Annotated in this window: 20 protein-coding genes and 1 other RNA gene; 13 read left to right on the top strand and 8 right to left on the bottom strand. The window is 37.4% G+C overall.

All coding sequences use genetic code 11. The features are described 5' to 3' along the window. Positions 1–11: 11 nt before the first annotated feature. The 5 genes from GWI68_RS15530 to zapA form a co-directional block, all read right to left on the bottom strand. Positions 12–1,373 (bottom strand): HlyD family type I secretion periplasmic adaptor subunit, encoded by a 1,362-nt coding sequence (locus GWI68_RS15530; protein WP_166540863.1) that lies wholly within the window; start codon positions 1,371–1,373, stop codon positions 12–14. A gap of 2 nt (positions 1,374–1,375) precedes the next feature. Beyond that, positions 1,376–3,436, bottom strand: a complete 2,061-nt coding sequence (locus GWI68_RS15525; protein WP_166540862.1) for an ABC transporter transmembrane domain-containing protein — start codon at positions 3,434–3,436, stop codon at positions 1,376–1,378. A gap of 121 nt (positions 3,437–3,557) precedes the next feature. After that, positions 3,558–4,151: a 5-formyltetrahydrofolate cyclo-ligase gene (locus GWI68_RS15520; protein ID WP_166540861.1), complete on the bottom strand. Its 594-nt coding sequence runs from the start codon at positions 4,149–4,151 to the stop codon at positions 3,558–3,560. Positions 4,152–4,323: 172 nt separating this feature from the next. Continuing rightward, positions 4,324–4,507, bottom strand: a non-coding RNA gene (gene ssrS / locus GWI68_RS15515) — 6S RNA. Positions 4,508–4,617: 110 nt separating this feature from the next. Further along, positions 4,618–4,947, bottom strand: coding sequence for a cell division protein ZapA (gene zapA / locus GWI68_RS15510; RefSeq protein WP_036934918.1), 330 nt, complete (start codon positions 4,945–4,947; stop codon positions 4,618–4,620). Between the two features lie 176 nt (positions 4,948–5,123). Between zapA and GWI68_RS15505 the strand changes: the two genes are divergently transcribed. The 7 genes from GWI68_RS15505 (at position 5,124) to gcvP (ending at position 14,629) form a co-directional block, all read left to right on the top strand. Next, positions 5,124–5,702: a YecA family protein gene (locus GWI68_RS15505; protein ID WP_109407433.1), complete on the top strand. Its 579-nt coding sequence runs from the start codon at positions 5,124–5,126 to the stop codon at positions 5,700–5,702. Between the two features lie 51 nt (positions 5,703–5,753). Further along, positions 5,754–7,064 carry a Xaa-Pro aminopeptidase gene (gene pepP / locus GWI68_RS15500; RefSeq protein ID WP_109407432.1) on the top strand — a complete coding sequence of 437 codons (1,311 nt, stop codon included), beginning with the start codon at positions 5,754–5,756 and terminating at the stop codon, positions 7,062–7,064. A gap of 13 nt (positions 7,065–7,077) precedes the next feature. Beyond that, complete coding sequence (ubiH, locus tag GWI68_RS15495) at positions 7,078–8,250, top strand: 2-octaprenyl-6-methoxyphenyl hydroxylase (RefSeq protein WP_166540860.1); 1,173 nt, start codon at positions 7,078–7,080, stop codon at positions 8,248–8,250. Between the two features lie 201 nt (positions 8,251–8,451). Beyond that, positions 8,452–9,687 carry an FAD-dependent 2-octaprenylphenol hydroxylase gene (ubiI, locus tag GWI68_RS15490; protein WP_166540859.1) on the top strand — a complete coding sequence of 412 codons (1,236 nt, stop codon included), beginning with the start codon at positions 8,452–8,454 and terminating at the stop codon, positions 9,685–9,687. Between the two features lie 414 nt (positions 9,688–10,101). After that, entirely contained in the window at positions 10,102–11,196 is a 1,095-nt protein-coding gene (gene gcvT / locus GWI68_RS15485; RefSeq protein WP_166540858.1) for a glycine cleavage system aminomethyltransferase GcvT, read from the top strand. Between the two features lie 34 nt (positions 11,197–11,230). Continuing rightward, positions 11,231–11,623, top strand: coding sequence for a glycine cleavage system protein GcvH (gene gcvH / locus GWI68_RS15480; protein WP_166540857.1), 393 nt, complete (start codon positions 11,231–11,233; stop codon positions 11,621–11,623). A gap of 129 nt (positions 11,624–11,752) precedes the next feature. Further along, entirely contained in the window at positions 11,753–14,629 is a 2,877-nt protein-coding gene (gene gcvP, locus GWI68_RS15475; RefSeq protein WP_166540856.1) for an aminomethyl-transferring glycine dehydrogenase, read from the top strand. Positions 14,630–14,696: 67 nt separating this feature from the next. On the opposite strand, the gene GWI68_RS15470 is transcribed toward gcvP, so the two are convergent. Together GWI68_RS15470 and ygfZ are read right to left on the bottom strand one after the other, a co-directional pair. Then, a complete protein-coding gene (locus tag GWI68_RS15470) occupies positions 14,697–15,299 on the bottom strand; it encodes an HD domain-containing protein (RefSeq protein WP_109407425.1) in 603 nt (200 codons plus the stop codon). Positions 15,300–15,326: 27 nt separating this feature from the next. Then, positions 15,327–16,313: a tRNA-modifying protein YgfZ gene (gene ygfZ, locus GWI68_RS15465; protein ID WP_109407424.1), complete on the bottom strand. Its 987-nt coding sequence runs from the start codon at positions 16,311–16,313 to the stop codon at positions 15,327–15,329. A gap of 264 nt (positions 16,314–16,577) precedes the next feature. Between ygfZ and sdhE the strand changes: the two genes are divergently transcribed. Together sdhE and GWI68_RS15455 are read left to right on the top strand one after the other, a co-directional pair. Further along, positions 16,578–16,853 (top strand): FAD assembly factor SdhE, encoded by a 276-nt coding sequence (gene sdhE, locus GWI68_RS15460; RefSeq protein ID WP_036938885.1) that lies wholly within the window; start codon positions 16,578–16,580, stop codon positions 16,851–16,853. A gap of 465 nt (positions 16,854–17,318) precedes the next feature. After that, positions 17,319–17,726, top strand: coding sequence for a protein YgfX (locus GWI68_RS15455; protein WP_109407423.1), 408 nt, complete (start codon positions 17,319–17,321; stop codon positions 17,724–17,726). A gap of 16 nt (positions 17,727–17,742) precedes the next feature. Here the strand turns inward: GWI68_RS15455 and fldB are convergent, their stop codons facing one another. Further along, positions 17,743–18,261, bottom strand: a complete 519-nt coding sequence (gene fldB, locus GWI68_RS15450) for a flavodoxin FldB (protein ID WP_109407553.1) — start codon at positions 18,259–18,261, stop codon at positions 17,743–17,745. Between the two features lie 108 nt (positions 18,262–18,369). On the opposite strand from fldB, the gene xerD reads away from it, so the two are divergent. The 4 genes from xerD to prfB all read left to right on the top strand — a co-directional run bounded on the left by xerD (position 18,370) and on the right by prfB (position 23,062). Further along, the gene (gene xerD / locus GWI68_RS15445; RefSeq protein ID WP_166540855.1) at positions 18,370–19,308 is read left to right on the top strand and encodes a site-specific tyrosine recombinase XerD; all 939 of its coding nucleotides are present in this window, start codon (positions 18,370–18,372) and stop codon (positions 19,306–19,308) included. 33 nt (positions 19,309–19,341) lie between these two features. Then, positions 19,342–20,049 (top strand): bifunctional protein-disulfide isomerase/oxidoreductase DsbC, encoded by a 708-nt coding sequence (dsbC, locus tag GWI68_RS15440; protein ID WP_166540854.1) that lies wholly within the window; start codon positions 19,342–19,344, stop codon positions 20,047–20,049. Positions 20,050–20,058: 9 nt separating this feature from the next. Continuing rightward, complete coding sequence (recJ, locus tag GWI68_RS15435) at positions 20,059–21,792, top strand: single-stranded-DNA-specific exonuclease RecJ (protein WP_166540853.1); 1,734 nt, start codon at positions 20,059–20,061, stop codon at positions 21,790–21,792. Between the two features lie 171 nt (positions 21,793–21,963). Continuing rightward, positions 21,964–23,062, top strand: a protein-coding gene (prfB, locus tag GWI68_RS15430) for a peptide chain release factor 2 (RefSeq protein WP_166540852.1) whose coding sequence is annotated in 2 segments (ribosomal slippage) — positions 21,964–22,038 and positions 22,040–23,062 — 1,098 coding nt in all. Because the reading frame shifts where the segments join, the coding sequence is not laid out codon by codon here. Positions 23,063–23,070: the final 8 nt, after the last annotated feature.

Raw genomic sequence — 23,070 nt, 5'->3', positions numbered from 1 at the left:
AATACCCAATCCTATTTTTCAGTCAGTGCGTTATATCGATAAACTTCTATTGGGCTTAAAATATAATCAATAACACGGCGTTTATCTGTAATTATCTCAGCGACTAAAGACATCCCCGGAGTAAGTTGATAATATTGATTATTCTTTTCAATGTTTTGTTTATTTAATTTAATTGTAGCGGGGTAAACTAAGCCTAATTGTTCATGTTGAATAGAATCTTTAGCGATATTAATAATTTCCCCTTCAATTGTGCCATAACGAGTATAAGGAAAAGCATCTATTTTTATCATCGCTTTTTGTCCAATATGAATAAAACCGATATCTCTATTGAGAAGATTAACCTCTGCAAAATTCTCTTGATGATTGGGTACTATCGTCATGACATTTTGTGAAGGTTGTAATACGCTGCCGAGTGTATAAATAGAAATTTGTTGCACTGTTCCTGTGATGGGTGAACGTACTATTTTGAGTTGCTGTCGCTTTTGGAAATGATTAAGATTTTGAGTATAAATTAATAACTCGCTCTCATATTTCTTATACTTATCATGCCATTCTAGTTTTTTTTGTTTTTCTAATTGATTTAAATTTTTATTTAATTGTTGTTCTTGGCTTTTAATAATATGTAATTCTGCATTCTTTATTGTTATTGAACGATTTATTTCTAATAATTCTTTTTCACTTTCAAGATATTCCATTTTGCTAATTATTTTTTTATTGTAAAGATTTTCTCTAATAATAAATCGTTGCTTTATGTTTTTTTGTATCTTTTTTAAAGACAATAGATCATTGTAAGTTAATGTTTGATTTTTATTATTTACTTCAATTTCGGTTTCTAATACATTTATGTTGCTATCAAATTCATCTTTCTCTTTCTGATAACCTAATAAGATTGATTTTTTTATTTTATTATCTAATTTATTAAAATGATAAAGATTTTTAGGTGATACTTCTTGGCTCAAGGCTTGATAGCGAATTTTAAGTAATAGTAGATCATCCCTTTTTTTTCTTATCCCTTTAATTTCCTCATCAATACCCAATATATCAAGTGTTAATAAAGCATCACCTTGATTAACTTTTTGCCCATCTTTTACATGAAGAATAGCCAATCGACTAGGCTCATGTATTTGAATTATTTGGGAACGACCAGTAACGACAAGCTTACCCATTGCAGGGGATTGCACATCTAATTTCCCAAAATAAATCCACAAAATAAAAGCCACAATACTGAGTGAAATGATAGAAGCAATATAACGACTATAAGGGGTCAATGGTTTTTCTATAAGAGCTATATGATTAGGATAAAAATCATAGTAGAGCGACTTTTTATTAGGTTGAAAGACCGTCGATAATAAGTGTTTTATATTTAGTTTCATGCTCAACATCCTTGTTGAATTTGCCAAAGTTTTTTGTAATCACCGTTATTTTTAATTAAAACTTCGTGTCTCCCTTCCTCTACAATTTGTCCCTTATTTAACACAATAATACGATGACAATCTCGTATTGTTGACAGACGATGGGCAATGATAATTACGGTTTTATTTTGTGTAATAAGTGGAAGGTTATTTTGAATAATCGTTTGAGAATCATCATCTAACGCGCTGGTAGCTTCATCAAAGATCAAAATTTTAGGTGATGTTAATAAGGCTCTAGCAATAGCAATACGTTGGCGTTGCCCTCCTGATAAGGAAGTTCCTCCCTCGGTGATCAAGGTGTCATATCCTAACGGTAATTTTAAAATAAACTCATGTGCACCTGCGATTTTTGCAACATCAATCACTTCTTCTAAAGAAGCTTGGGGGTGCATCAGTTTAATATTGTCAAAGATCGTTAAGTGAAATAAAAAATTTTCTTGTAGTACAAAACCAATTTGTTGGCGTACACACTTTAAATGAAGCTGTGATAGCGGAATATTATCAAATTTTATACAACCTGATTGTGGTGTATACAGACCCGAAATCAGACGCGCTAAGGTGCTTTTCCCCGAACCGGAAGTTCCCACAATACCAATAACTTCATGTTTTTTTATCTGTAATGAAATATTGCGTAAAATAAGTGGTGTATTATTTTGATAACAGAAACTTACGTTATCAAACGTAATGTCACCTTGAAGTTTGGTGTTTGAGCCTATGATATTTTGCTCATTAGGTAGATTAAGAATATCTTGTAAATTATAAATGGCTGTTTTTGTTCTGATATATTTTCCCCAAACATCAATAGCGACTGCTAAAGGTTGTAGGCAATATCCTAGTAGCATAATAAAGGCAATTAGCTGACCAATTGTCATTGAGTGTGAAATCACTTCATAAGCACCTAGCCATAGCAGTAATGCTGTTGTTGTTTTATTGATAAATAGCACAATGAAGCGAGAGAGTGAGTCTATACTCTGAAGTGTTAAATTTTTACAGGTAAGCTGATGAATTTGTGTATGCCATTGTTGTGTAAATCTAGGCTCCAGAGAAAGGCTTTTAATGGTTTCGATGCCACTTAAACTTTCGGTAAGAAATGCCGTATTAGTCGCTATTTTTTGATAAAGCTGTTGAACGGCTTGTTCTATCTTTGGGGCAAGCAATTTAGCCAAAATAAAATAAAGTGGAAGAGTTGCCATAAAAAATAATGTTAGCTTTATTGATAAAATTGCCATGACAAAGATAAATATAAAGATAAAAGAAAAATCGACAAATAACATTAATAATGTATTGGTGATAAAATCTCTAATAATATCTAACTCTTTTACTCGAGTTACAATGATCCCTGTTTGTCGAGACTTAAAGTAACTTATGGGTAATTTTAATAAATGGTTAGCCATTTTTAAACTTAAGCTGATATCAATTTTATTTGCGGTATGATGATATATATATTCTCTAATTCCTTTCAAAGTTCCTTCTGAAATAGCAATAAAGATCAATCCAACTACTAATACATCAAGTGTTGATAATGCTTGATGTACAATTACTTTTTCCATAATGATTTGTGTAACTAAAGGACTAGCCAAAGATAATAACTGTAAGATTAATGAATAGAATAAAACACGATAAAAAATAGCTTTATAGCGTATGAATATAGGGAAAAACCAATTGATATCAAAATGATGCTGTGCTTTAAAATCAAGGTGATAAGCATGGATTATATTTATCTTAATGATTTTATCTTTATTAATTTTCTCTATTTTATGAGTTTGATAATTATAAATAAGAAAATCATTTTTATTTTGTTTTAATAATATGAATAAATTTTTACTTTCGTCATAAAAAATAATTTTATGATTAAGTTGTTTTTTAAATATAAGTGATGATTTTATTTTTTTTAATTTAAATTTATATTCTTTTTCTAAATCCTTTATTGTGTGATTGTTTTTTATTTCTATTTCTTTGTTTTTAGTTAGGCTGATAATAATGTTAATGCATTTTATAAGATGAACATCTTTTTCATTTTTCATTTAAATAAAAATACCTTTAGATTGGTTGGGGTATAAAAAGGTATTTAAAGTTTTTTCTAAAATAAAAAATATAAAAAAACACAGATAATGTTCGGTGTTTTAAAATGAGTTGTTCAGAATATTAAAAATTCCATATTTTTTCTGGAGTGATGATCTCAGGTAATGGAACATCCCAATTTGCAATAGGGAGATGTTCAACTTGTTGGCAAGCATGAGCAAGCCCTATTGGATAAAATGATTTTTGTTGCCAGTTTTCTAACGTTCTATCGTAAAAACCGCCTCCCATACCTAATCGTTGGCCTTGAGCATCAAAAGCCACTAATGGTGTAAAAATAATATCGATATTATCTGGGGGAATAACTGCATTTACATTTAAAGGCGGTTCTGAAATTGCAAAGCGATTTTTCACTAAAACAGTGGTTGGTGTATAACGTAAAAAGAGAAGATGATGGCGATGAAAAGGGTGTAAAACGGGTAAACAAATCTGTTTCTTCATTGCCCATAATTGTGAAATTAAAGGTGATGTATCAATTTCACCATCAAAAGAGAGAAATAAGGCAAGGGTGTGTGCATGTTGGATTTTGGGATGACTGAGAACGCGTTCACATAATTGATATGCAGCTCGCTGCTGCTGTTGTGATGTGAGTAAACGTCTTTTTTGGCGAATTGCTTTACGTATCTCATCTCTTTGTTGAAACAGTGATGTCTGAGTCATTCATCAATCCATCAATAAGTAGTGGTCATTAAGTGGGAATTATCATTTTAGTCAATTTATCACACTTTAGAGGTAAGAAAGTGAAGAAGTTGAAGAATTAAGGAATTAGACGCATAAAAAAAGTTCTAAATATTAAGTATTTATAAAATACTCAGTATTCAGAACTTTAGTAGAGGTCTCCAAGATGCCGCCGTAGGCTGTAACCCTTGAACCCATGGTCCAAGGTGAACATAGTGTTGTTACCATTAGGCTGCCTGAACGAATCAGGTATGCTCACAAGTAACAGATCACCACATTCTATGTGTTTCGAATATCGGCTCAGGGGACTGGCCCACTGGCAAACATCTCAGAGAAATTTGGTGGATGCTGTTAAGCACCTTATCTATGAACTATTGTATTATTTTAATTGTAGAAAGCAACCTATTATCTGTGAATTTCGTGGCGTACGCATGCTTTCTGAACAAATCTACTTCGCAGTTGAAAAAGTGCGATCGTGGTGCTTGCCTTGATCGTGTAAAGCTTGTTCAATAGATTGTTGTAGCATTTTTATCTTCTCTTCCATGTTGTAGGCATAGTCTCTAGTTTTTAACTTTTCTTCTGCCAACTCATGACTCATATTTAATGCCACGATAAAAATTAAGTGCTCTGTATTGGAAACACCACTGCGCTCTTTGAGATCTTGTAATCGTTGTTCAAGTTCAGCAGCAGAAGCCAGTAAAGCATCTTTTTGTTCTGGTGGGCAATTGACACGTAATGATCGCCCAAAAATTTGAAGTTCAACGGGTTGTGCGGACATGATTCCTTCCTGACATAAAATCTGTGCTACGTGTTGAGTAGTGTATACGGTTATAACGCTGTATTAAACGCTATTACTACAAAAATTCCAATGATTAACATGGCTTAACTGGTACAGCGACTTCTATTGATGGTAGCATATCTTGAACTATTCCCCTAAATGCGACGTTTATTCTTATGTCAAAACAAAACACATTACCAAATTATCAATCTATTGATGCTTTATTACAGCAACATACTGTGCCTTTAACGGCAGCTGAAATGCACGGATTGATTACAGGATTTATTTGTGGCGCTGTGCGCGACAGCAGTTGGAAAACCTTATTGCATGATTTAACCAATGAAGGTTTAGCTTTCCCTAAAACGTTATCAGACCCACTCGAAGCGCTTTATCACATTACTTACGAACAACTTGATGACAGTGTATTTAACTTCTCAATGTTAGTTCCCGATGAATCCGAATCCGTTTTTCTAAGAGCAGATGCTCTTGCAGGGTGGGTTAATCATTTTCTTTTAGGCTTGGGTGTTGCACAACCTAAATTATCTGAGCATAAAGAGTTGACTGAAGTTATCACCGATTTACGTAATATTGGTGCGCTAGGTTATGAAGAAGATGAAAACCAAGAAGAACTTGAAGATGCGCTAGAAGAAGTTAGCGAATATGTGAAAGTATCTGTTCAACTTTGTTATATCACATTTGTCGCACCAAAAGACAAAGAAAATAATGAACAAAATGAGCAACGTATACTACATTAATGGCATCATTCATTAGATAATCATAAAGATAAACGAAAGACAGGAGTGGGTATGAATAAGCAAGAATTTTTATCCCGTCGTCAGGCATTATTAGCTCAAATGAAGCCTGCGAGTGCCGCCATCTTTTTTGCCGCACCACCAGCGCAACGTAATGCGGATAGTGAGTATCCTTATCGCCAGCATAGTGATTTCCTTTATCTAACTGGTTTCAGCGAACCTGAGGCTATTCTTGTACTGATTAAGAGTGATGAAACACATAACCATAGTGTGCTCTTTAATCGTGTAAGAGATTTAACGGCTGAGATCTGGTTTGGTCGTCGTCTTGGACAAGAAGCTGCACCTGAAAAATTAGGTGTTGATAAGGCACTTCCTTATGAAGATGTTGGTGAGCAACTTTACCAATTATTAAACGGATTAGATGTTGTTTATCACGCTCAGGGCGAATATGCATTTGCTGATGAAATCGTTTTTAATGCATTAGAAACCTTAAGAAAAGGCTCTCGTCGGAATTTAAAAGCGCCTCAAACTATTATTGATTGGCGTCCTCTCGTTCATGAGCAACGTCTCTTTAAATCTGACTTTGAACTTGAATTACTGCGTAAGGCAGGAAAAATTACAGCGTTAGCACATACTCGAGCGATGCAAAAATGTCAGCCGGGTATGTATGAATATCAGCTGCAAGGTGAAATAGAACATGAGTTCGTTTCTCACGGCGCTCGTTTCCCTTCATATAACAGTATTGTAGGGAGTGGTGAAAATGGGTGTATTCTTCACTACACCGAAAATGAAACCAAAATGCGTGATGGGGATTTAGTACTCATTGACGCAGGCTGTGAATATGAAGGTTATGCAGGTGATATCACTCGTACTTTCCCTGTCAATGGTAAATTTAGCCGTCAACAACGTGAAATTTATGACATTGTATTAAAATCCATCAATGTATCTTTGGAATTGTACAAACCTGGTACAAGCATCAAAGAAGTCACTGAGCATGTCGTGTATATCATGGTCGAAGGATTGGTTAAACTGGGCATTATGCACGGTGAAATTGAGCATCTTATTGAAACAAAAGCTTATCAGCGTTTCTTTATGCATAGCCTAAGCCATTGGTTAGGCCTTGATGTTCATGATGTTGGACATTATGGCACAGATCGTGACCGTATTTTAGAACCAGGCATGGTGCTGACTATCGAACCAGGATTATATATCGCGCCAGATGCCGATGTACCACAAGAGTATCGCGGTATTGGTATTCGTATTGAAGATGACATTGTTATCACTGAAACGGGTAATGAGAACTTAACGGCATCTGTCGTTAAAGATCCTGATGAAATTGAAGCTCTGATGGCAGGAAAAATTTAAGGCTAAAATCAGTATGAATGTGATTATTGTGGGTGGTGGAATGGCGGGTGCAACATTAGCACTGGCTCTTTCTGCATTAAACAAAGGCAATATTTCAATTTCGTTAGTTGAAGCAAGAGAGCCTGATAATGGGCACCCTGGATTTGATGCAAGAGCGATTGCATTGGCCCATGGAACCGCAAAGCGGTTATCACAAATTGGGCTTTGGTCAACATTAAAACCTTTTGTTACCCCCATTAATCACGTTCATGTCTCAGATAAAGGTCATTGTGGTTTTGTTAATATTCATGCACAAGACTATGATATATCCGCACTGGGTTATGTGATTGAGCTGCATGACGCAGGACGGCAACTCTTTGCCAAGCTAAAAAAGCAATCTAATATCACGCTTTATTGCCCTGCTAAAGTTGAACAAGTTCAGCGTAATATAGACTGCGTTGAGGTAACGCTTGATAATGGTACGCAATTAACAGGTGATTTACTGATTGCAGCAGATGGTACAAATTCGCCTATAGGCCACCAATGCCATATTCAATGGCAACGTGAGCCTTATCATCAAGTCGCCGTAATTGCTAATGTCAAAACAGAAATAAACCCAGAGGGAAAAGCCTTCGAGCGTTTTACTGAATTTGGCCCATTAGCAATGCTACCGATGAGTGAAGGGCGTAGCTCATTAGTGTGGTGTCATCCGATTGAAAAATGGGATGAAATTTCACGGTGGGATGATGAAACAACCATCGCACATTTACAACGTGATTTTGGCTGGCGTTTAGGAAAAATAGAGCATATCGGTAAACGAAATTGCTATCCTTTAGCGCTACAAAAAGCCAATCAAATTATCAGTCACCGTTTAGCCTTAGTAGGCAATGCATCACAAACACTCCATCCTATTGCTGGACAAGGCTTTAACCTTGGTTTACGTGATGTTATGGCACTCGCCAATACGCTCACTCAAGCGATTAATACTAATACTGATATTGGTAGTTACCGAGTGCTCTATCAATATCAACAACTTCGCCAACAAGATAGAGAAAAAACAATCTCTATTACTGATGGGTTGGTGAAAGTGTTTGCAAATCGTTGTGTGCCACTGATTGTTTCTCGCAACTTAGGATTAATGACGATGGAGTTGCTCCCAATGATGAGAGATAAATTGGCGCATCAAACACTGGGCTGGACAGACTAGAGCGTGTTGATCTTTGATGGTCAATTTTCATCGAACCTATAAGGCTGTTTTTTAACGTCTATTTTTATTTTAAGTGGTCATTGTTAATATCAATCAATACTTAAAATAATAGATAGGTTGCTTTATAAATTTTTTTTGTTTTAAAAATAAGCAGAAAAGAACAGCGCGCTCTAAAATAATCGCTTTTTAGGATATTTTATTATGAAATCATTTGATGTTGTTATTGCTGGTGGTGGAATGGTTGGGCTTGCATTAGCCAGCGGATTACACGGGTGTGGATTACGTATAGCGATAATAGAAAATCACCCAGTAACAAAACATTTTCACCCGCAAGATGATTTTTCATTACGGGTATCCGCTATTAATACTGCCAGTGAGATGTTGCTGAAAAAATTAGGTGTTTGGGAAAACTTAAATGCTTTACGAGCAACGCCTTACCAAGGTATGGAAGTTTGGGATCAAGATAGTTTTGGTCGTATTGAATTTTTGGCAAAAAAAGAAGGGTTCAGCCATTTAGGCTCTATTATCGAAAATAACCTTATTCGAGAAGTGCTTTGGCAAAAATGTGAAAGCCACAGTGATATAACCTTCTATTCATCGACACAAATTGAACGTGTTGTTTGGGGGGAAAATGATGCATTTATTACCCTTAATGATGGTGAAATGTTGACGGCAAGATTAGTTGTCGGAGCCGATGGTGCTAATTCATGGTTACGTAAACATGCAGATATTCCTCTGACTTTTTGGGATTATGAACATCATGCCTTAGTTGCTACTATTCGTACTGAACAACCCCACGACAATGTTGCTCGCCAAGTCTTCCATGGTGAAGGTATTTTAGCATTTCTACCTCTTTCTGAACCTCATACTTGTTCTATTGTTTGGTCTTTACCAAGCCATCTAGCTGAACGCTACAAAAATGCAGATAAAACCTTATTTGAGCGCACATTAGGTGTGACATTTGATATGCGTTTGGGTCAATGTGAATTAATCAGTGATCGCATGACAATACCACTAACTGGTCGTTATGCACGCCAATTTGCAGCGCCTCGTTTAGCGTTATTAGGAGATGCGGCACATACTATTCATCCTTTAGCAGGGCAAGGCGTTAACCTAGGTTTTATGGATGTTGCAGAGTTAATTGGTGAGATCCGTCGCTTAAAAGCAGAGGGTAAAGATTTTGGTGAATATCTCTATTTGAGACGATTTGAGCGTCGTCGCAAACATGCGGCTGCCGTGATGTTAGCCAGTATGCAGGGATTTCGTGAACTTTTTGCTGGCAACAATCCAGTTAAAAAGCTGGTTCGAGATATCGGCCTTTCGTTAGCAGATAGTTTACCGGGCGTAAAACCAAAGTTACTTGAACAAGCAATGGGGCTTTCTGATTTACCTGAATGGTTAAGTGATAAAAATTTCACTTCAGTTGAAAAAATCTAATTTCTCTCTTATTTCACATTACTTTTATTTATATCTGACTGAAGAAATAGAACTAAAAAAATCTATTTTTTCAGTCTATTCTTTGCACTAATTCCTTTTTCACAGGAATTCCTCGCCAAAAATGAGCGCTGATACGCATAATTGCAATCATTAGTTCTGCATACTCATATCTCTCTATTATGATTGAGAGACACAATACCCTATTTTAACTTATGGTTTATTTTTTCTGACAATGCTAAGTTCAAGAAGGTGGTATCGTTTGCGTTGTACGTTAATTGCTCGTATTTGTTAAATCCCTGTTTAAAAATAAACTTAAACTCGTGATTAATACGCTGATTTCTAATCAAGTTTAATTTTATATTTAACAAATTGCGTTCTCTGAATAATCTAAAGTAAAAGTAGAAAGAGGGAAGAATGGCAAAACAGACTCCGTTGTATGATGAGCACGTAGCCTGCGGTGCTCGTATGGTCGATTTTCATGGTTGGATGATGCCACTGCATTATGGCTCTCAAATAGATGAACATCACAATGTACGCCGTGATGCAGGTATGTTTGATGTTTCTCATATGACCATTGTTGACTTACATGGCTCGCAAGTTAAAGATTTCCTACGTTATTTATTAGCGAATGATGTCGCTAAACTCACCGAAAAAGGTAAGGCGCTTTATACCGGTATGCTTAATGCTTCAGGTGGTGTAATTGATGATCTTATCGTCTATTACTTTGATGATTTTTTCTATCGCCTTGTGGTGAACTCCGCTACTCGTGAAAAAGATCTGGCATGGATTGAGCAACATGCTTCAAATTACGTGGTTGATATTACTGTTCGTGATGATTTGGCATTAATCGCGGTTCAAGGCCCTCACGCACAAGAAAAGGTTCAACGTTTATTAACTGAACAGCAACGCCAAGTTGTTTCAGCTATGAAGCCTTTTTATGGTGTAGAGCTTGATGATTTGTTTATCGCAACAACAGGCTATACCGGTGAAGCGGGTTATGAAATTGCGATGCCAAAAGAGCAAGCCGTCAATTTCTGGAAAAAATTATTAGCGGTGGGTGTTAAACCTGCCGGATTAGGTGCAAGAGATACATTACGCTTAGAAGCTGGAATGAATCTTTATAGCCAAGAGATGTATGAAACTATTAATCCACTTGAAGCTAATATGGGCTGGACGATTGCGTGGGCACCTGAAGATCGTCAATTTATTGGTCGAGAAGCATTAGAAAAATTACGCGCAACAGGCACAGATAAACTTGTTGGACTTGTTATGCGAGAGAAAGGTGTGCTACGAGCAGGTACTGCCGTACACTTTACTGATGATTTGGGGGAATTAAGAGAAGGTGTGATTACAAGTGGTACTTTCTCGCCCACATTAGGCTTTAGTATTGCATTAGCAAGAGTTCCCGCAGGTATTAAAGATAGCGCAATTGTATTAATGCGTAATCGTGAAATGCCAGTAGAAGTTGTTAAACCTGGTTTTGTTCGTTCAGGTAAAGCATTGGTATAACACGCACAATTATTTTAAATGGAGAGTAAGGTCAATGAGTCAAATACCTAGTGAATTAAAATACGCGCAGTCTCATGAGTGGGTCCGTTCAGAAGGAAATGGTGAATACACTATCGGTATTACTGAACATGCACAGGAATTATTAGGTGACATGGTGTTTGTTGATCTACCTGAAGTGGGTAGAGAAGTGGCAGCGGGTGATGATTGTGCAGTAGCGGAATCAGTAAAAGCTGCATCAGATATCTATTCACCATTATCAGGTGAAATTATCGCAGTAAATGAAGAGTTAGATGGTTCTCCAGAGCTGGTAAACAGCGCACCTTACGGAGAAGGTTGGCTATTTCGCATTAAAGCAAATAATGAAAGCGAATTAGATGACCTACTTGATGCTGCTGGTTATCAAGAGCTGGTAGATAGCGAAGAATAAAACTAAACGCCCCGTCAAACCATGCCGGGGCGTTTTTATTTATTAGCTTGTTATTTATAGCTATCACTACGTTCTTTAAGCCATGGCTATTACCTATCCATTCATCGTGAATTCAGGAAATTACTTGCAATGACACAGACTTTAAATCAGTTAGAGTATCGTGATGAATTTATTCGTCGCCATATTGGTTCATCACCAGAACAGATTAAAGAGATGCTCAGTGCTGTTGGCGTCTCCTCATTAAATGAATTAACCCAAAAAATTGTTCCAGATAATATCCAACTAGATACTCCACCAAATGTGGGAGCTGGAGCAACAGAGCAAGAAGCCTTGGCTGAACTTAAAGCCATCGCCAGCCAAAATAAGCGATTTACTTCTTATATTGGTATGGGTTATGCGCCTTCTGTATTACCTCCAGTGATTTTGCGTAATTTATTAGAAAATCCGGGCTGGTATACTGCTTATACACCGTATCAGCCAGAAGTGTCTCAAGGTCGTCTTGAGTCGCTGCTGAATTTCCAACAAGTCACTATTGATTATACGGGAATGGATCTTGCTTCTGCGTCGTTACTTGATGAAGCAACGGCTGCCGCTGAAGCAATGGCGATGGCAAAACGTGTAAGCAAACAAAAAAATGCAGATCGTTTCTTTGTCGCTGATGATATTCATCCCCAAACCCTAGATGTGGTAAAAACACGGGCAGATACCTTTGGTTTTGAGGTTGTTGTTGATAAAGCGGAAAAGGTATTAGAGCTTGAAGGTGTTTTTGGTGTGCTATTACAACAAGTTGGCACAACGGGTGAAGTTCATGATTACAGTAAGTTATTGGCTGAACTGAAAGAACGTAAAATCATTACTAGTGTTGCTGCCGATTTAATGGCGCTGGTGGTATTAACAGCACCGGGTCATCAAGGCGCTGATATCGTATTAGGTTCAGCACAACGTTTTGGTGTACCTATGGGATATGGTGGCCCTCATGCGGCATTCTTTGCTTGTCGTGATGAATATAAGCGAGCAATGCCAGGTCGTATCATCGGTGTGTCTCGTGATGCCGCGGGTAATCGTGCATTACGCATGGCAATGCAAACTCGAGAACAGCATATTCGTCGTGAAAAAGCCAACTCCAATATCTGTACATCTCAAGTTTTACTTGCCAACATTGCTGCTATGTATGCGGTTTATCATGGGCCAGAAGGGTTAAGAACCATCGCTCAACGTATTCATCGTTTAACAGATATTTTGGCTGCCGGTTTACAGCAAAATGGTATGGTCTTACGCCACCAAACTTGGTTTGATACCTTAACAGTTGAAACAGCAGACAAAGCCGCTGTATTACAACGTGCAAAAGACGCTGAAATTAACTTGCGTACTGATATTGTGGGTGCCGTTGGTGTCACATTAAGTGAGATTACAACTCGTGAAGATGTATCAAAGCTTATTGAGATCATCAGTGGTAAAGCATTGGTGGGTGATATTGATGCACTTGATAAACAAGTCGCTTTATCTTCAGCATCTATTCCCGTGTCTATGCAACGTAAAGACACTGTGTTAACACATGAAAATTTTCATCATTATCACAGTGAAACTGAAATGATGCGTTATATGCATCGTTTAGAAAATAAAGACTTAGCTTTAAATCAAGCCATGATCCCATTAGGTTCATGTACGATGAAACTAAATGCAGCTGCTGAAATGATCCCAATTACATGGCCTGAATTTACAGAGCTACATCCATTCTGCCCAGCCTATCAAGCGAAAGGCTATCAGGTGATGATTGGGCAATTGGCTAATTGGCTTGCTGCATTAACCGGTTATGATGCAATGTGTATGCAACCAAACTCTGGGGCACAAGGGGAATATGCGGGTCTATTAGCAATCCGCCGTTATCACCAAAGTCGTGGTGAAAATGTACGTCATATTTGTTTAATTCCAAGCTCTGCACACGGTACTAACCCTGCGTCTGCCCATATGGCAGGCATGACTGTGGTGGTTGTTGGTTGTGATGACAATGGCAACATTGATATTGCAGACTTAAAAGCCAAAGCAGAAAAACATCAAGCTGAACTCTCTTGTGTGATGGTGACATATCCATCAACACATGGTGTTTACGAAGAAGGTATTCGTGAAGTTTGCGAGATCATTCATCAATATGGCGGACAAGTTTATCTTGATGGTGCCAATATGAATGCGCAAGTAGGGATAACTACACCAGGCTTTATTGGCTCTGATGTTTCTCATTTAAACTTACATAAAACCTTCTGTATCCCTCATGGCGGCGGCGGTCCAGGTATGGGGCCTATTGGTGTGAAATCACACTTAGCGCCATTTGTACCAGGACATTCTGTTGTTGAAATGGAGAATGTCACTACACAAGGTGCCGTTTCTGCGGCCCAGTTCGGTAGCGCTTCAATATTACCAATTAGTTGGATGTATATTCGTATGATGGGGTCACAAGGGCTTAAACAAGCAAGCCAAGTGGCAATCTTAAATGCGAACTATATCGCGCAACGTCTGAAAAATGACTATGACATTCTTTATGCTGGTGCTGATGGTTATGTCGCACATGAATGTATTATCGATATTCGTCCATTAAAAGCGAATTACGGTATCAGTGAAATGGATGTGGCTAAGCGTTTAATTGACTATGGATTCCACGCTCCAACCATGTCATTCCCTGTTGCGGGTACATTGATGATTGAGCCGACAGAATCAGAAAGTAAAGTAGAAATTGACCGCTTTATTGAAGCTCTGCTTTCTATTCGTGCTGAAATTGCACAGGTAGATAAAGGTGTATGGCCAATTGATGACAATCCATTAGTTAATGCACCTCATACACAATATGAATTAGTGCAAGAGTGGCCACACAGTTATAGCCGAGAATGTGCTGTATTCCCAAGTGAAGCAACGAAACAAAGCAAATATTGGCCTGCGGTTAAACGTCTTGATGATGTGTATGGCGACCGCCATTTACATTGTTCATGTGCGCCAATTAGTGATTACGAATAAGCTTTAATCTAACAATATTCCTAAATAAAATACCGATGGTTAAGTTAGCCATCGGTATTTTTTGTTGTTATTTTAACCAACCTTTTTTCTGCGCCTCTAATAATTGAGGGTAGAGATATTGCCAAAACTCTGGCCACTGTTTTTCAATAAACAGATTGCGCGCTAATACTTGTTCTAAGCGGATATTATTTTCTACCCAACTTTGACCTTCATTATGTAAGTTCATCAGCATTGGCATGGCACGATCAAGAATATTAGCAAACTGAGATTCAGGTGTTTCAGCCGCATCATATTCCAGCCATAAATTGAGGAAATATTCACTTTGTGGAGAAGGTAATAAAGCAAAAATGCGTCTTGCCGCTTTTTGCTCGTGTTCTTTGATGGCTTCACGAGCAGCAACGTCATACACCATAACGTCACCAGCGTCGATTTCAACGATATCGTGGACTAAAGCTAATTGAATAGCACGGCCCATATCAATATCGCCCGCATAAGGTTGGAAACTCATTGCAGCAACCGCAAAATGCCAGCTATGTTCTGCCGTATTTTCAGAACGGCTATTGTCTAATACATTATTTTTACGATAAACACGTTTAAGTTTATCTAATTCCATAATGAAATTAATAGTTTCTGAAAAGGGGCCAAAAGCCCCATTAGTTTGTTGTGTCATAAAAATCCATTCTGATTTAAATAAGCGTTACTCTTCTTCTAAAGAGTAAGGAAGAGGTTTAATGGATAAGCGACTGATGTTATCGCCTTGGACACGAAATACGCTGTCAGCTTCCATGTCGTTATTCATAATAACTTCTGCAAGAATAGTATTGTCAGCCATACGTACAGCACTTAATACAGTGCCCGTTTTACGCCATTTATCTTCACCCAATTGCCACTCAATACTACCGCCAATTTCTGGTAACTCAGTACTACCACCAGATAATAGATACATAGCACGTTTATTGGCACCTCTGAATTTTGCACGAGAGACCATTTCTTGCCCTGTATAACAACCTTTTTTAAAGCAGATGCTCAGTGGCAATGCTTGTAGGTTTGTTGCTTGAGGTAAAAACTGTTCGATATTAGGGGTATCAATAATAGGGTATCCAGCTTCAATATCTAAAGCTAACCATTGCTCACTATCACTTGTTTGCGCTTTTAATGTCGTGGCTAGATTTTTTGCTGTTTCTTCGTCCGTGACAATTAAGAAACGTTCAGTAGGTAAAGGCAGTTGAAGAATATAAGTATTGTCGTGATTAACGACTTCGTTCGCTTTGCGAGGAATATTAGGAAAATAGTCAGCTAAAGCCTGAGCTGCGCCTTGTCCTGCTAATCCTAATAATACGGCTTGTGTATTTTCTGCTAAGGTTATTTTTGAAAATACTGCGTATTTCTTTAATTCAGTCAGTTGTTTTTGTGCGACATTTTTACGCAAAATATAAGCAAAGCCGTCTTGCATATGGAAAAAGCGTAATGTACTCCACATTTTTCCTTTTGCTTCACAGTGTGCTGATAGTGTATGCGTGGTTGCAGGAAGTGCTGTAATATCGGTAGTTAATTGGCCTTGTAGATATTTTTCACTGTCAGCACCGGTTGCTGTTATCAGTGACCATTCATCTAAAGAAATCAGTGTTAACGGTAAATTGATTGCCGCATGAGGGCGTTTAGCCTGAGTCGAATTTTGAGTCATGATGTCACCAGCGATTAAATTAATCAGATACATCAGTTATGGTAAAAGAGTCACAAGACAATGCAAGTCATTATTATTTATAACGCACAGAAAATGAACCTGACAAATAATCAATAAATGTGTGTTCAATATGGTGTCTATGAGACGAAACCTGCAAACTGTGATCATTTTGATGTTAAAAATTTCGTGATAAGACTATCATCGGAAGCAGGAAGAAATCGTAGTATTTCTTGATTTGAACAATGTAAAGAGCAGAGTATGACTATCGATATAGAGAATAAAGCACGAATTAACTGGGCATGTCGCCGTGGAATGCGCGAGCTGGATATTTCTATCATGCCTTTTTTCGAAAATGAGTACGATACGTTATCTGATAACGATAAAGCGCTTTTTGTTCGTTTACTCGAATGTGCAGATCCTGATTTATTTAACTGGTTAATGAACCATGGTCGTCCTGACGATGAATCGCTCTATTATATGGTGAAGTTAATCCAAGAGCGTAATAGGGCGAGAATGGCAGAGATCGTTGATAAATATTAATAAAAAAACGTATAAAATCAGCGATAGGCTAAATAATAATTTTTTGTTGATTATAAATGGCGCTTTTATTATCCAATAAAGGCGTTTTTTATTTTTATATAAAAAATAATATTAGTCATGTTCTAAAATGTGATGAAATAAAGAACAAGTTTACGATAAAAATGCGTGTTATCTCTATAAATTACCGTTTAAATGATTTTTTTTTCACGATTATCTTCTGAATATTTAGTCAATCAGGTATGCTCATTTTATTAAAACAGTAATTAAAAAAGAATAAAAATTACGTACTTATTATTAAATTGTGTTTTTTTGATTAAGTATAAAAAAGTCAAAAATAATAAAAAATTAAATCTAAAATATAAGGTAAACTATTTACAAGGTTAAAAAAGAAGTTACATTATAAATAGGTTATTCTTTAACGCTATTTATATCGGTATAGAACTAAAGCAGGAGTTAATATAACTCGTGATCTTATGGAAATCGCATCTTACAGTGTCATGGTTTACACAACTCTTTTCAACGGCAATTTATGTTGCTTTCGAAATAGGCTTATTGCTATATCCATGGCCTCCTGATTTTATTTATATTTGGGTGCCTTTATTACTATTTTTGATTGGAAGCTGGTATTTTACGCAAAAAAACATTAGTCGAATCAAAGGCGATTTTGCTTTACTGAATGGCAATAGAGTGCAATGGAAACTTCATGAGTGGCAAATAACAAAGCGCCCTTGGATTAGTCGATTTGGTACTCGAATAACACTGACCTCTATTTTGAATAAAAAACAAATCACGTTATGGGTCGCTTTTGATAGTATGACTGAAAATGAATGGCGTAATTTTTCGCAATTATTAATGCAATACCCAGATATTTAATCTCTGGGCATTATATTTATAGATTTTCTTCTATTTCACGTAAAATTTGCATACACCATTGTGATAAACGTTCATCAGTTTCTTCAAATTGATTAACGTCATCTAATGCAAGACCAACAAAATACTTACCATCATCTGACAACGGTTTTGGGCTGACAAACTCATATCCATCAACAGGCCAGAACCCAATAAATTTAACGCCACTTGGCAATAAATGATGGTAAAGCATACCTAGTGCATCAAGAAACCATTCGCTGTAATCGATTTGGTCGCCCATTCCATACATTGCAATAAGTTTGTTTTTTAAATTTAATGTTGGCAATGTTTCCCAAATATTGAGCCAATCTTCTTGGATCTCGCCAAAATCCCAAGTGGGAATACCTAAAATAAGAATGTCATATTGCTCCATAAGCGTGATATCACACTCTTGAACATTATGAAGATCAACGAACTCTTCACCGAGAATATCACGAATTTTTTCTGCTGCCATTTCGGTGTAACAGGTGCTAGAACCGTAAAATAGACCAATTTTCATAAAGATTTTTAGGATATTTTTGCCAATAAAGGTCACTATTGTATCAGAAAAAAAGTTTTATAAGGCATAATGTAAAGGTAATAAACTAAAGAGCAGGAGAGTAAGACTGTGCCACAAACCAAATTATCGACAAAAAAAACAACGCAGACTCATGAAGATACAGATATTATCATTGAGCAATTTCTCGACAATATTTGGTTAGAGCAAGGATTATCAGCCAATACACTCAGTTCTTATCGTTTAGATTTACAAGCATTAGGTCAATGGCTTATACATCATCAATTGGATTGGTTATCTGTGACCACCTTGGATTTACAATCTTTTCTCGCAACGCGTCTTGATGAAGGCTATAAAGCCAGTAGTGCTGCTCGTTTGCTCAGTACAATGCGTCGATTATTTCAATATCTTTATCGTGAAAAATTACGTTTAGATGATCCTAGTGCATTGCTCTCAACCCCAAAATTGCCGAAACGCTTACCTAAAGATTTAAGTGAACGGCAAGTGGATGATTTACTCAATGCGCCTTGTATTGATGAGCCATTAGAATTACGTGATAAAGCAATGCTTGAAGTGCTTTATGCCTGTGGGCTTCGTGTGTCTGAATTAGTGGGATTATCTCTTTCTGATATCAGCTTACGGCAAGGTGTATTAAGAGTGATCGGTAAGGGCGATAAAGAAAGATTAGTCCCTTTAGGGGAAGAGGCTATTTACTGGTTAGAGCAATATCTGCAATATGGAAGACCCACTTTAATGCAAGGAAAAACAGACGATATTGTTTTTCCTAGCCTAAGAGGGCAGAAAATGACACGACAAACTTTCTGGCATCGGATAAAACATTATGCTGTGATTGCTGGAATTGATACTGAAAAGTTATCACCCCATGTGTTGCGCCATGCATTTGCAACACATCTTTTAAATCATGGAGCAGACTTGCGTGTTGTACAGATGTTATTGGGGCACAGTGACCTCTCTACAACACAGATTTATACCCATGTTGCAACAGAGCGCTTGAAAGTGCTTCATCAGCAACATCATCCAAGGGGATAGCCACCAACACGCTGGCATTAAATAGGAATTTAAATGAAAAAGAAATTACTCTGGTTGCCAATACTATTAAGCATGGTGTCAATGCCTGTGCTTGCTGACAATGCTTCTATTGAAGCGCAACTGGCTAAAATGCAAATTAAAGCAGAAAGCATTCAACCAACTCCGATTGTTGGATTAAATGCAGTGTTATCCGATAAAGGTATTTTTTACATTACTGACGATGGTAAATACCTAACAGCAGGCCCTATTTATAATATCAGCAGTGGTGAGCCTGTTAGTATTGCCAATCAAGTTATTATGAAAAAAGTAGATTCACTTAAAAATGAAATGATCGTTTATAAAGCGCGTAATGAACGCCATGTGATCACCATTTTTACTGATATTAGTTGTCCTTACTGTCAAAAACTTCACCAAGAAGTACCTGAACTGAATAAACAGGGAATAACGGTACGCTATTTAGCATTTCCTCGTAATGGTGTTGGCAATAATATTGTGAGTAAAGAAATGAATGCTGTGTGGTGTAGCGGTTTCCCTAATAAATCGTTAGACAGTGCATTTAAAGGTGACAAAATTATTCCCATTGATGAATGTAAAAAAATCAATATTAATGAACATTTTAAATTAGGCACCATGATGGGAATTCAAGGTACGCCTGCTATTGTGTTACCTAATGCGAGTATTTATGGTGGATATATTTCTGCTAAAAACCTTATTGAATTATTAGATAAAAAAGAGAAGTAATCACGTTTTATGGTCACTATTGAACCGACACTACGTCGTCGAATTGCGCAGGCAACTCAATTGCCAAATAATTTAGATCCTTTATTACGACAGATTTATGCTAATCGTGGAATAACATCCGAAGTTCAACTAGAACGATCGTTAAAAGGCTTACTTCATTACCAAGCATTAACAGGAATTGAAACGGCACTTTCATTGCTCATTGAGGCTTTAAAACAGCAATCTCGTATCGTGATTGTTGGTGATTTTGATGCCGATGGTGCAACCAGTACAGCATTGGCTATCAAAGCATTACGCCAAATGGGATTTAAGCAAGTAAGCTATCATATTCCTAATCGCTTTGATGATGGTTATGGCTTAAGCCCTCAAGTTGTTCATGATGTTGCAAAAAAAGGGGTTGATCTCATTATCACAGTTGATAATGGTATTTCATCTTTTGAAGGTGTGGAGACTGCCCATGAATACGGTATTCGAGTCCTAGTAACAGACCACCATTTGCCGGGGCAAACATTGCCTGTTGCTGATGCGATTATTAACCCTAATTTGGCTGATTGCGATTTCTTATCTAAATCATTAGCTGGCGTTGGTGTTACTTTCTATTTAATGACGGCATTGCGAGCTGAATTAGAAAAATTAGGCTGGTTTGAGCAACACAATTTAGCTCGTCCTAATATGGCTGATTTTCTCGATTTAGTTGCATTAGGAACTGTGGCGGATGTTGTTCCTCTTGATGAAAATAACCGTATTTTTGTTTATGAGGGGTTACGTCGTATTCGAGCTGGTCGCTGTTGTGTAGGGATAAAAGCACTTACTGAGGTTTCTCGTAAAGAGCTATCTCAGCTGGTAAGCAGTGACTTAGGTTTTTCTTTAGGGCCACGCTTAAATGCTGCAGGGCGTCTTGATGACATGTCTGTCGGTGTTGCTCTACTTTTAACGGATAATATTGGTTCTGCCCGTGAAATTGCTAATGAACTTGATGGTTTAAATCAAACTCGCCGTGAAATTGAAGCGGGTATGCAAGAAGAAGCCTCCACTATTTTCCGTCAATTTATGGGCACTCAACATGACTTGCCGAATGGTTTAGCAATTTATCATCCAGAATGGCATCAAGGTGTTGTGGGTATTTTAGCGTCTCGCATTAAAGAAAAACTACATCGTCCTGTTATTGCTTTTGCACCTAGCGGTGACGGTCTATTAAAAGGTTCTGGTCGTTCAATCAGTGGTGTACATCTCAGGGATGCGTTAGAACGATTAAATACTTTAAACCCAGGTTTGATGCTGAAGTTTGGTGGACATGCAATGGCTGCTGGGCTTTCACTTGAAGAAGATAAATTCCCGCTATTTCAGCGTCATTTTTCGTCTTTAATGTCTGAATTGGTTTCTGACGAGCAGTTGCAAGGTGTTATTTTATCTGATGGTGAACTAACGGAAAATCAATTATCGCTACCTATCGCTGAAATGCTAAGAGAAGCAGGCCCATGGGGGCAAGCTTTCCCTGAGCCATTATTTGACGGCAAATTTACGTTGTTGCAACAACGTATTGTCGGTAGTAAGCATTTAAAAATGATGCTTCAGCCTGTAAATAGTCATCTGATGATTGATGCTATTGCATTTAATGTTGATATCAATATTTGGCCTGATAACAGTATTAAAACCGTTGAATTAGCTTATCGATTAGATGTGAATGAATTTAGAGGGCAAAGAAATGCGCAACTGCTTGTTGAGCACATTTGGCCTTGTTAATACGAATAATTTAAGCAATTTATTGTGATATAAAGTAAAACGTTGTTATGGCAACAACTATTGAGTAGACAATTGTATATAAATGCTATAAACCCGTGGATATATCCGTTACAATATGCGGTTCAAAATTTATTCCAATTGTTTTTGAAAACAACATAAAGACGAAAAAGCATGTTTGAAATCAACCCAGTAAAACACCAAATTGAAGAAGTCTCTGAAAGAACAAATGTTCTCAGGGGGTATCTTTGACTATGATGCCAAGAAAGAGCGTTTAGAAGAAGTTAACGCTGAATTAGAACAACCTGATGTGTGGAATGAGCCAGAAAGGGCGCAAGCATTGGGAAAAGAGCGTTCATCTCTTGAGGCTATTGTAGAAACTATCGACCAATTAGACCAAGGACTAGAAGACGTTTCTGGTTTACTTGAATTAGCGGTTGAAGCTGATGACGAAGAAACATTTAACGAAGCTATTGCTGAATTAGATGTGTTAAATAAAAAGCTTGAGCAATTAGAATTCCGTCGCATGTTCTCAGGTGAATATGACAGTGCGGCTTGCTACCTTGATTTACAAGCCGGCTCTGGGGGTACAGAAGCGCAAGATTGGGCAAGTATGCTGATGCGCATGTACTTACGTTGGGCTGAATCAAGAGGCTTTAAAACTGAAATTATTGAAGAATCTGACGGTGATGTTGCAGGATTAAAATCAGCGACTATCAAAATTATTGGTGAGTACGCTTATGGTTGGTTACGTACAGAAACAGGTGTTCACCGCTTAGTTCGTAAAAGCCCATTTGATTCAGGTGGTCGCCGCCATACCTCATTTAGCTCAGCCTTTATTTACCCTGAAGTTGATGACAATATTGATATTGAAATCAATCCAGCTGATTTACGTATTGACGTTTATCGTGCTTCAGGTGCGGGTGGACAGCACGTTAACAAAACAGAATCTGCGGTACGTATAACCCACGTTCCTACAGGTCTTGTCACTCAATGCCAAAACGATCGCTCTCAGCATAAGAACAAAGATCAGGCAATGAAGCAGATGAAAGCGAAGTTATACGAGCTAGAAATGCAGAAGAAAAATGCAGACAAGCAAGTAATGGAAGATAACAAGTCCGATATTGGCTGGGGTAGTCAAATTCGTTCTTATGTTCTTGATGATTCACGCATTAAAGATTTACGCACTGGTGTGGAAACGCGTAATACACAAGCAGTGTTAGACGGTGATCTTGATAAATTTATTGAAGCTAGCTTAAAAGCGGGCCTGTGAGGAAAAAC

Origin of the sequence: Proteus sp. G2669 (assembly GCF_009915245.1) — a bacterium.
GTDB lineage: Bacteria > Pseudomonadota > Gammaproteobacteria > Enterobacterales > Enterobacteriaceae > Proteus.
The sequence above is the reverse complement of the archived record's forward strand: the minus strand, read 5'-3'. Positions and strand labels throughout refer to the sequence as shown.

What these genes read in the sequence shown, in the direction of transcription:
- GWI68_RS15530 (WP_166540863.1), bottom strand. Translation starts at nt 1,373, where the DNA reads ATGAAACTAAATATAAAACACTTATTATCGACGGTCTTTCAACCTAAT.
- GWI68_RS15525 (WP_166540862.1), bottom strand. Translation starts at nt 3,436, where the DNA reads ATGAAAAATGAAAAAGATGTTCATCTTATAAAATGCATTAACATTATT.
- GWI68_RS15520 (WP_166540861.1), bottom strand. Translation starts at nt 4,151, where the DNA reads ATGACTCAGACATCACTGTTTCAACAAAGAGATGAGATACGTAAAGCA.
- zapA (WP_036934918.1), bottom strand. Translation starts at nt 4,947, where the DNA reads ATGTCCGCACAACCCGTTGAACTTCAAATTTTTGGGCGATCATTACGT.
- GWI68_RS15505 (WP_109407433.1), top strand. Translation starts at nt 5,124, where the DNA reads ATGTCAAAACAAAACACATTACCAAATTATCAATCTATTGATGCTTTA.
- pepP (WP_109407432.1), top strand. Translation starts at nt 5,754, where the DNA reads ATGAATAAGCAAGAATTTTTATCCCGTCGTCAGGCATTATTAGCTCAA.
- ubiH (WP_166540860.1), top strand. Translation starts at nt 7,078, where the DNA reads ATGAATGTGATTATTGTGGGTGGTGGAATGGCGGGTGCAACATTAGCA.
- ubiI (WP_166540859.1), top strand. Translation starts at nt 8,452, where the DNA reads ATGAAATCATTTGATGTTGTTATTGCTGGTGGTGGAATGGTTGGGCTT.
- gcvT (WP_166540858.1), top strand. Translation starts at nt 10,102, where the DNA reads ATGGCAAAACAGACTCCGTTGTATGATGAGCACGTAGCCTGCGGTGCT.
- gcvH (WP_166540857.1), top strand. Translation starts at nt 11,231, where the DNA reads ATGAGTCAAATACCTAGTGAATTAAAATACGCGCAGTCTCATGAGTGG.
- gcvP (WP_166540856.1), top strand. Translation starts at nt 11,753, where the DNA reads ATGACACAGACTTTAAATCAGTTAGAGTATCGTGATGAATTTATTCGT.
- GWI68_RS15470 (WP_109407425.1), bottom strand. Translation starts at nt 15,299, where the DNA reads ATGACACAACAAACTAATGGGGCTTTTGGCCCCTTTTCAGAAACTATT.
- ygfZ (WP_109407424.1), bottom strand. Translation starts at nt 16,313, where the DNA reads ATGACTCAAAATTCGACTCAGGCTAAACGCCCTCATGCGGCAATCAAT.
- fldB (WP_109407553.1), bottom strand. Translation starts at nt 18,261, where the DNA reads ATGAAAATTGGTCTATTTTACGGTTCTAGCACCTGTTACACCGAAATG.
- dsbC (WP_166540854.1), top strand. Translation starts at nt 19,342, where the DNA reads ATGAAAAAGAAATTACTCTGGTTGCCAATACTATTAAGCATGGTGTCA.
- recJ (WP_166540853.1), top strand. Translation starts at nt 20,059, where the DNA reads ATGGTCACTATTGAACCGACACTACGTCGTCGAATTGCGCAGGCAACT.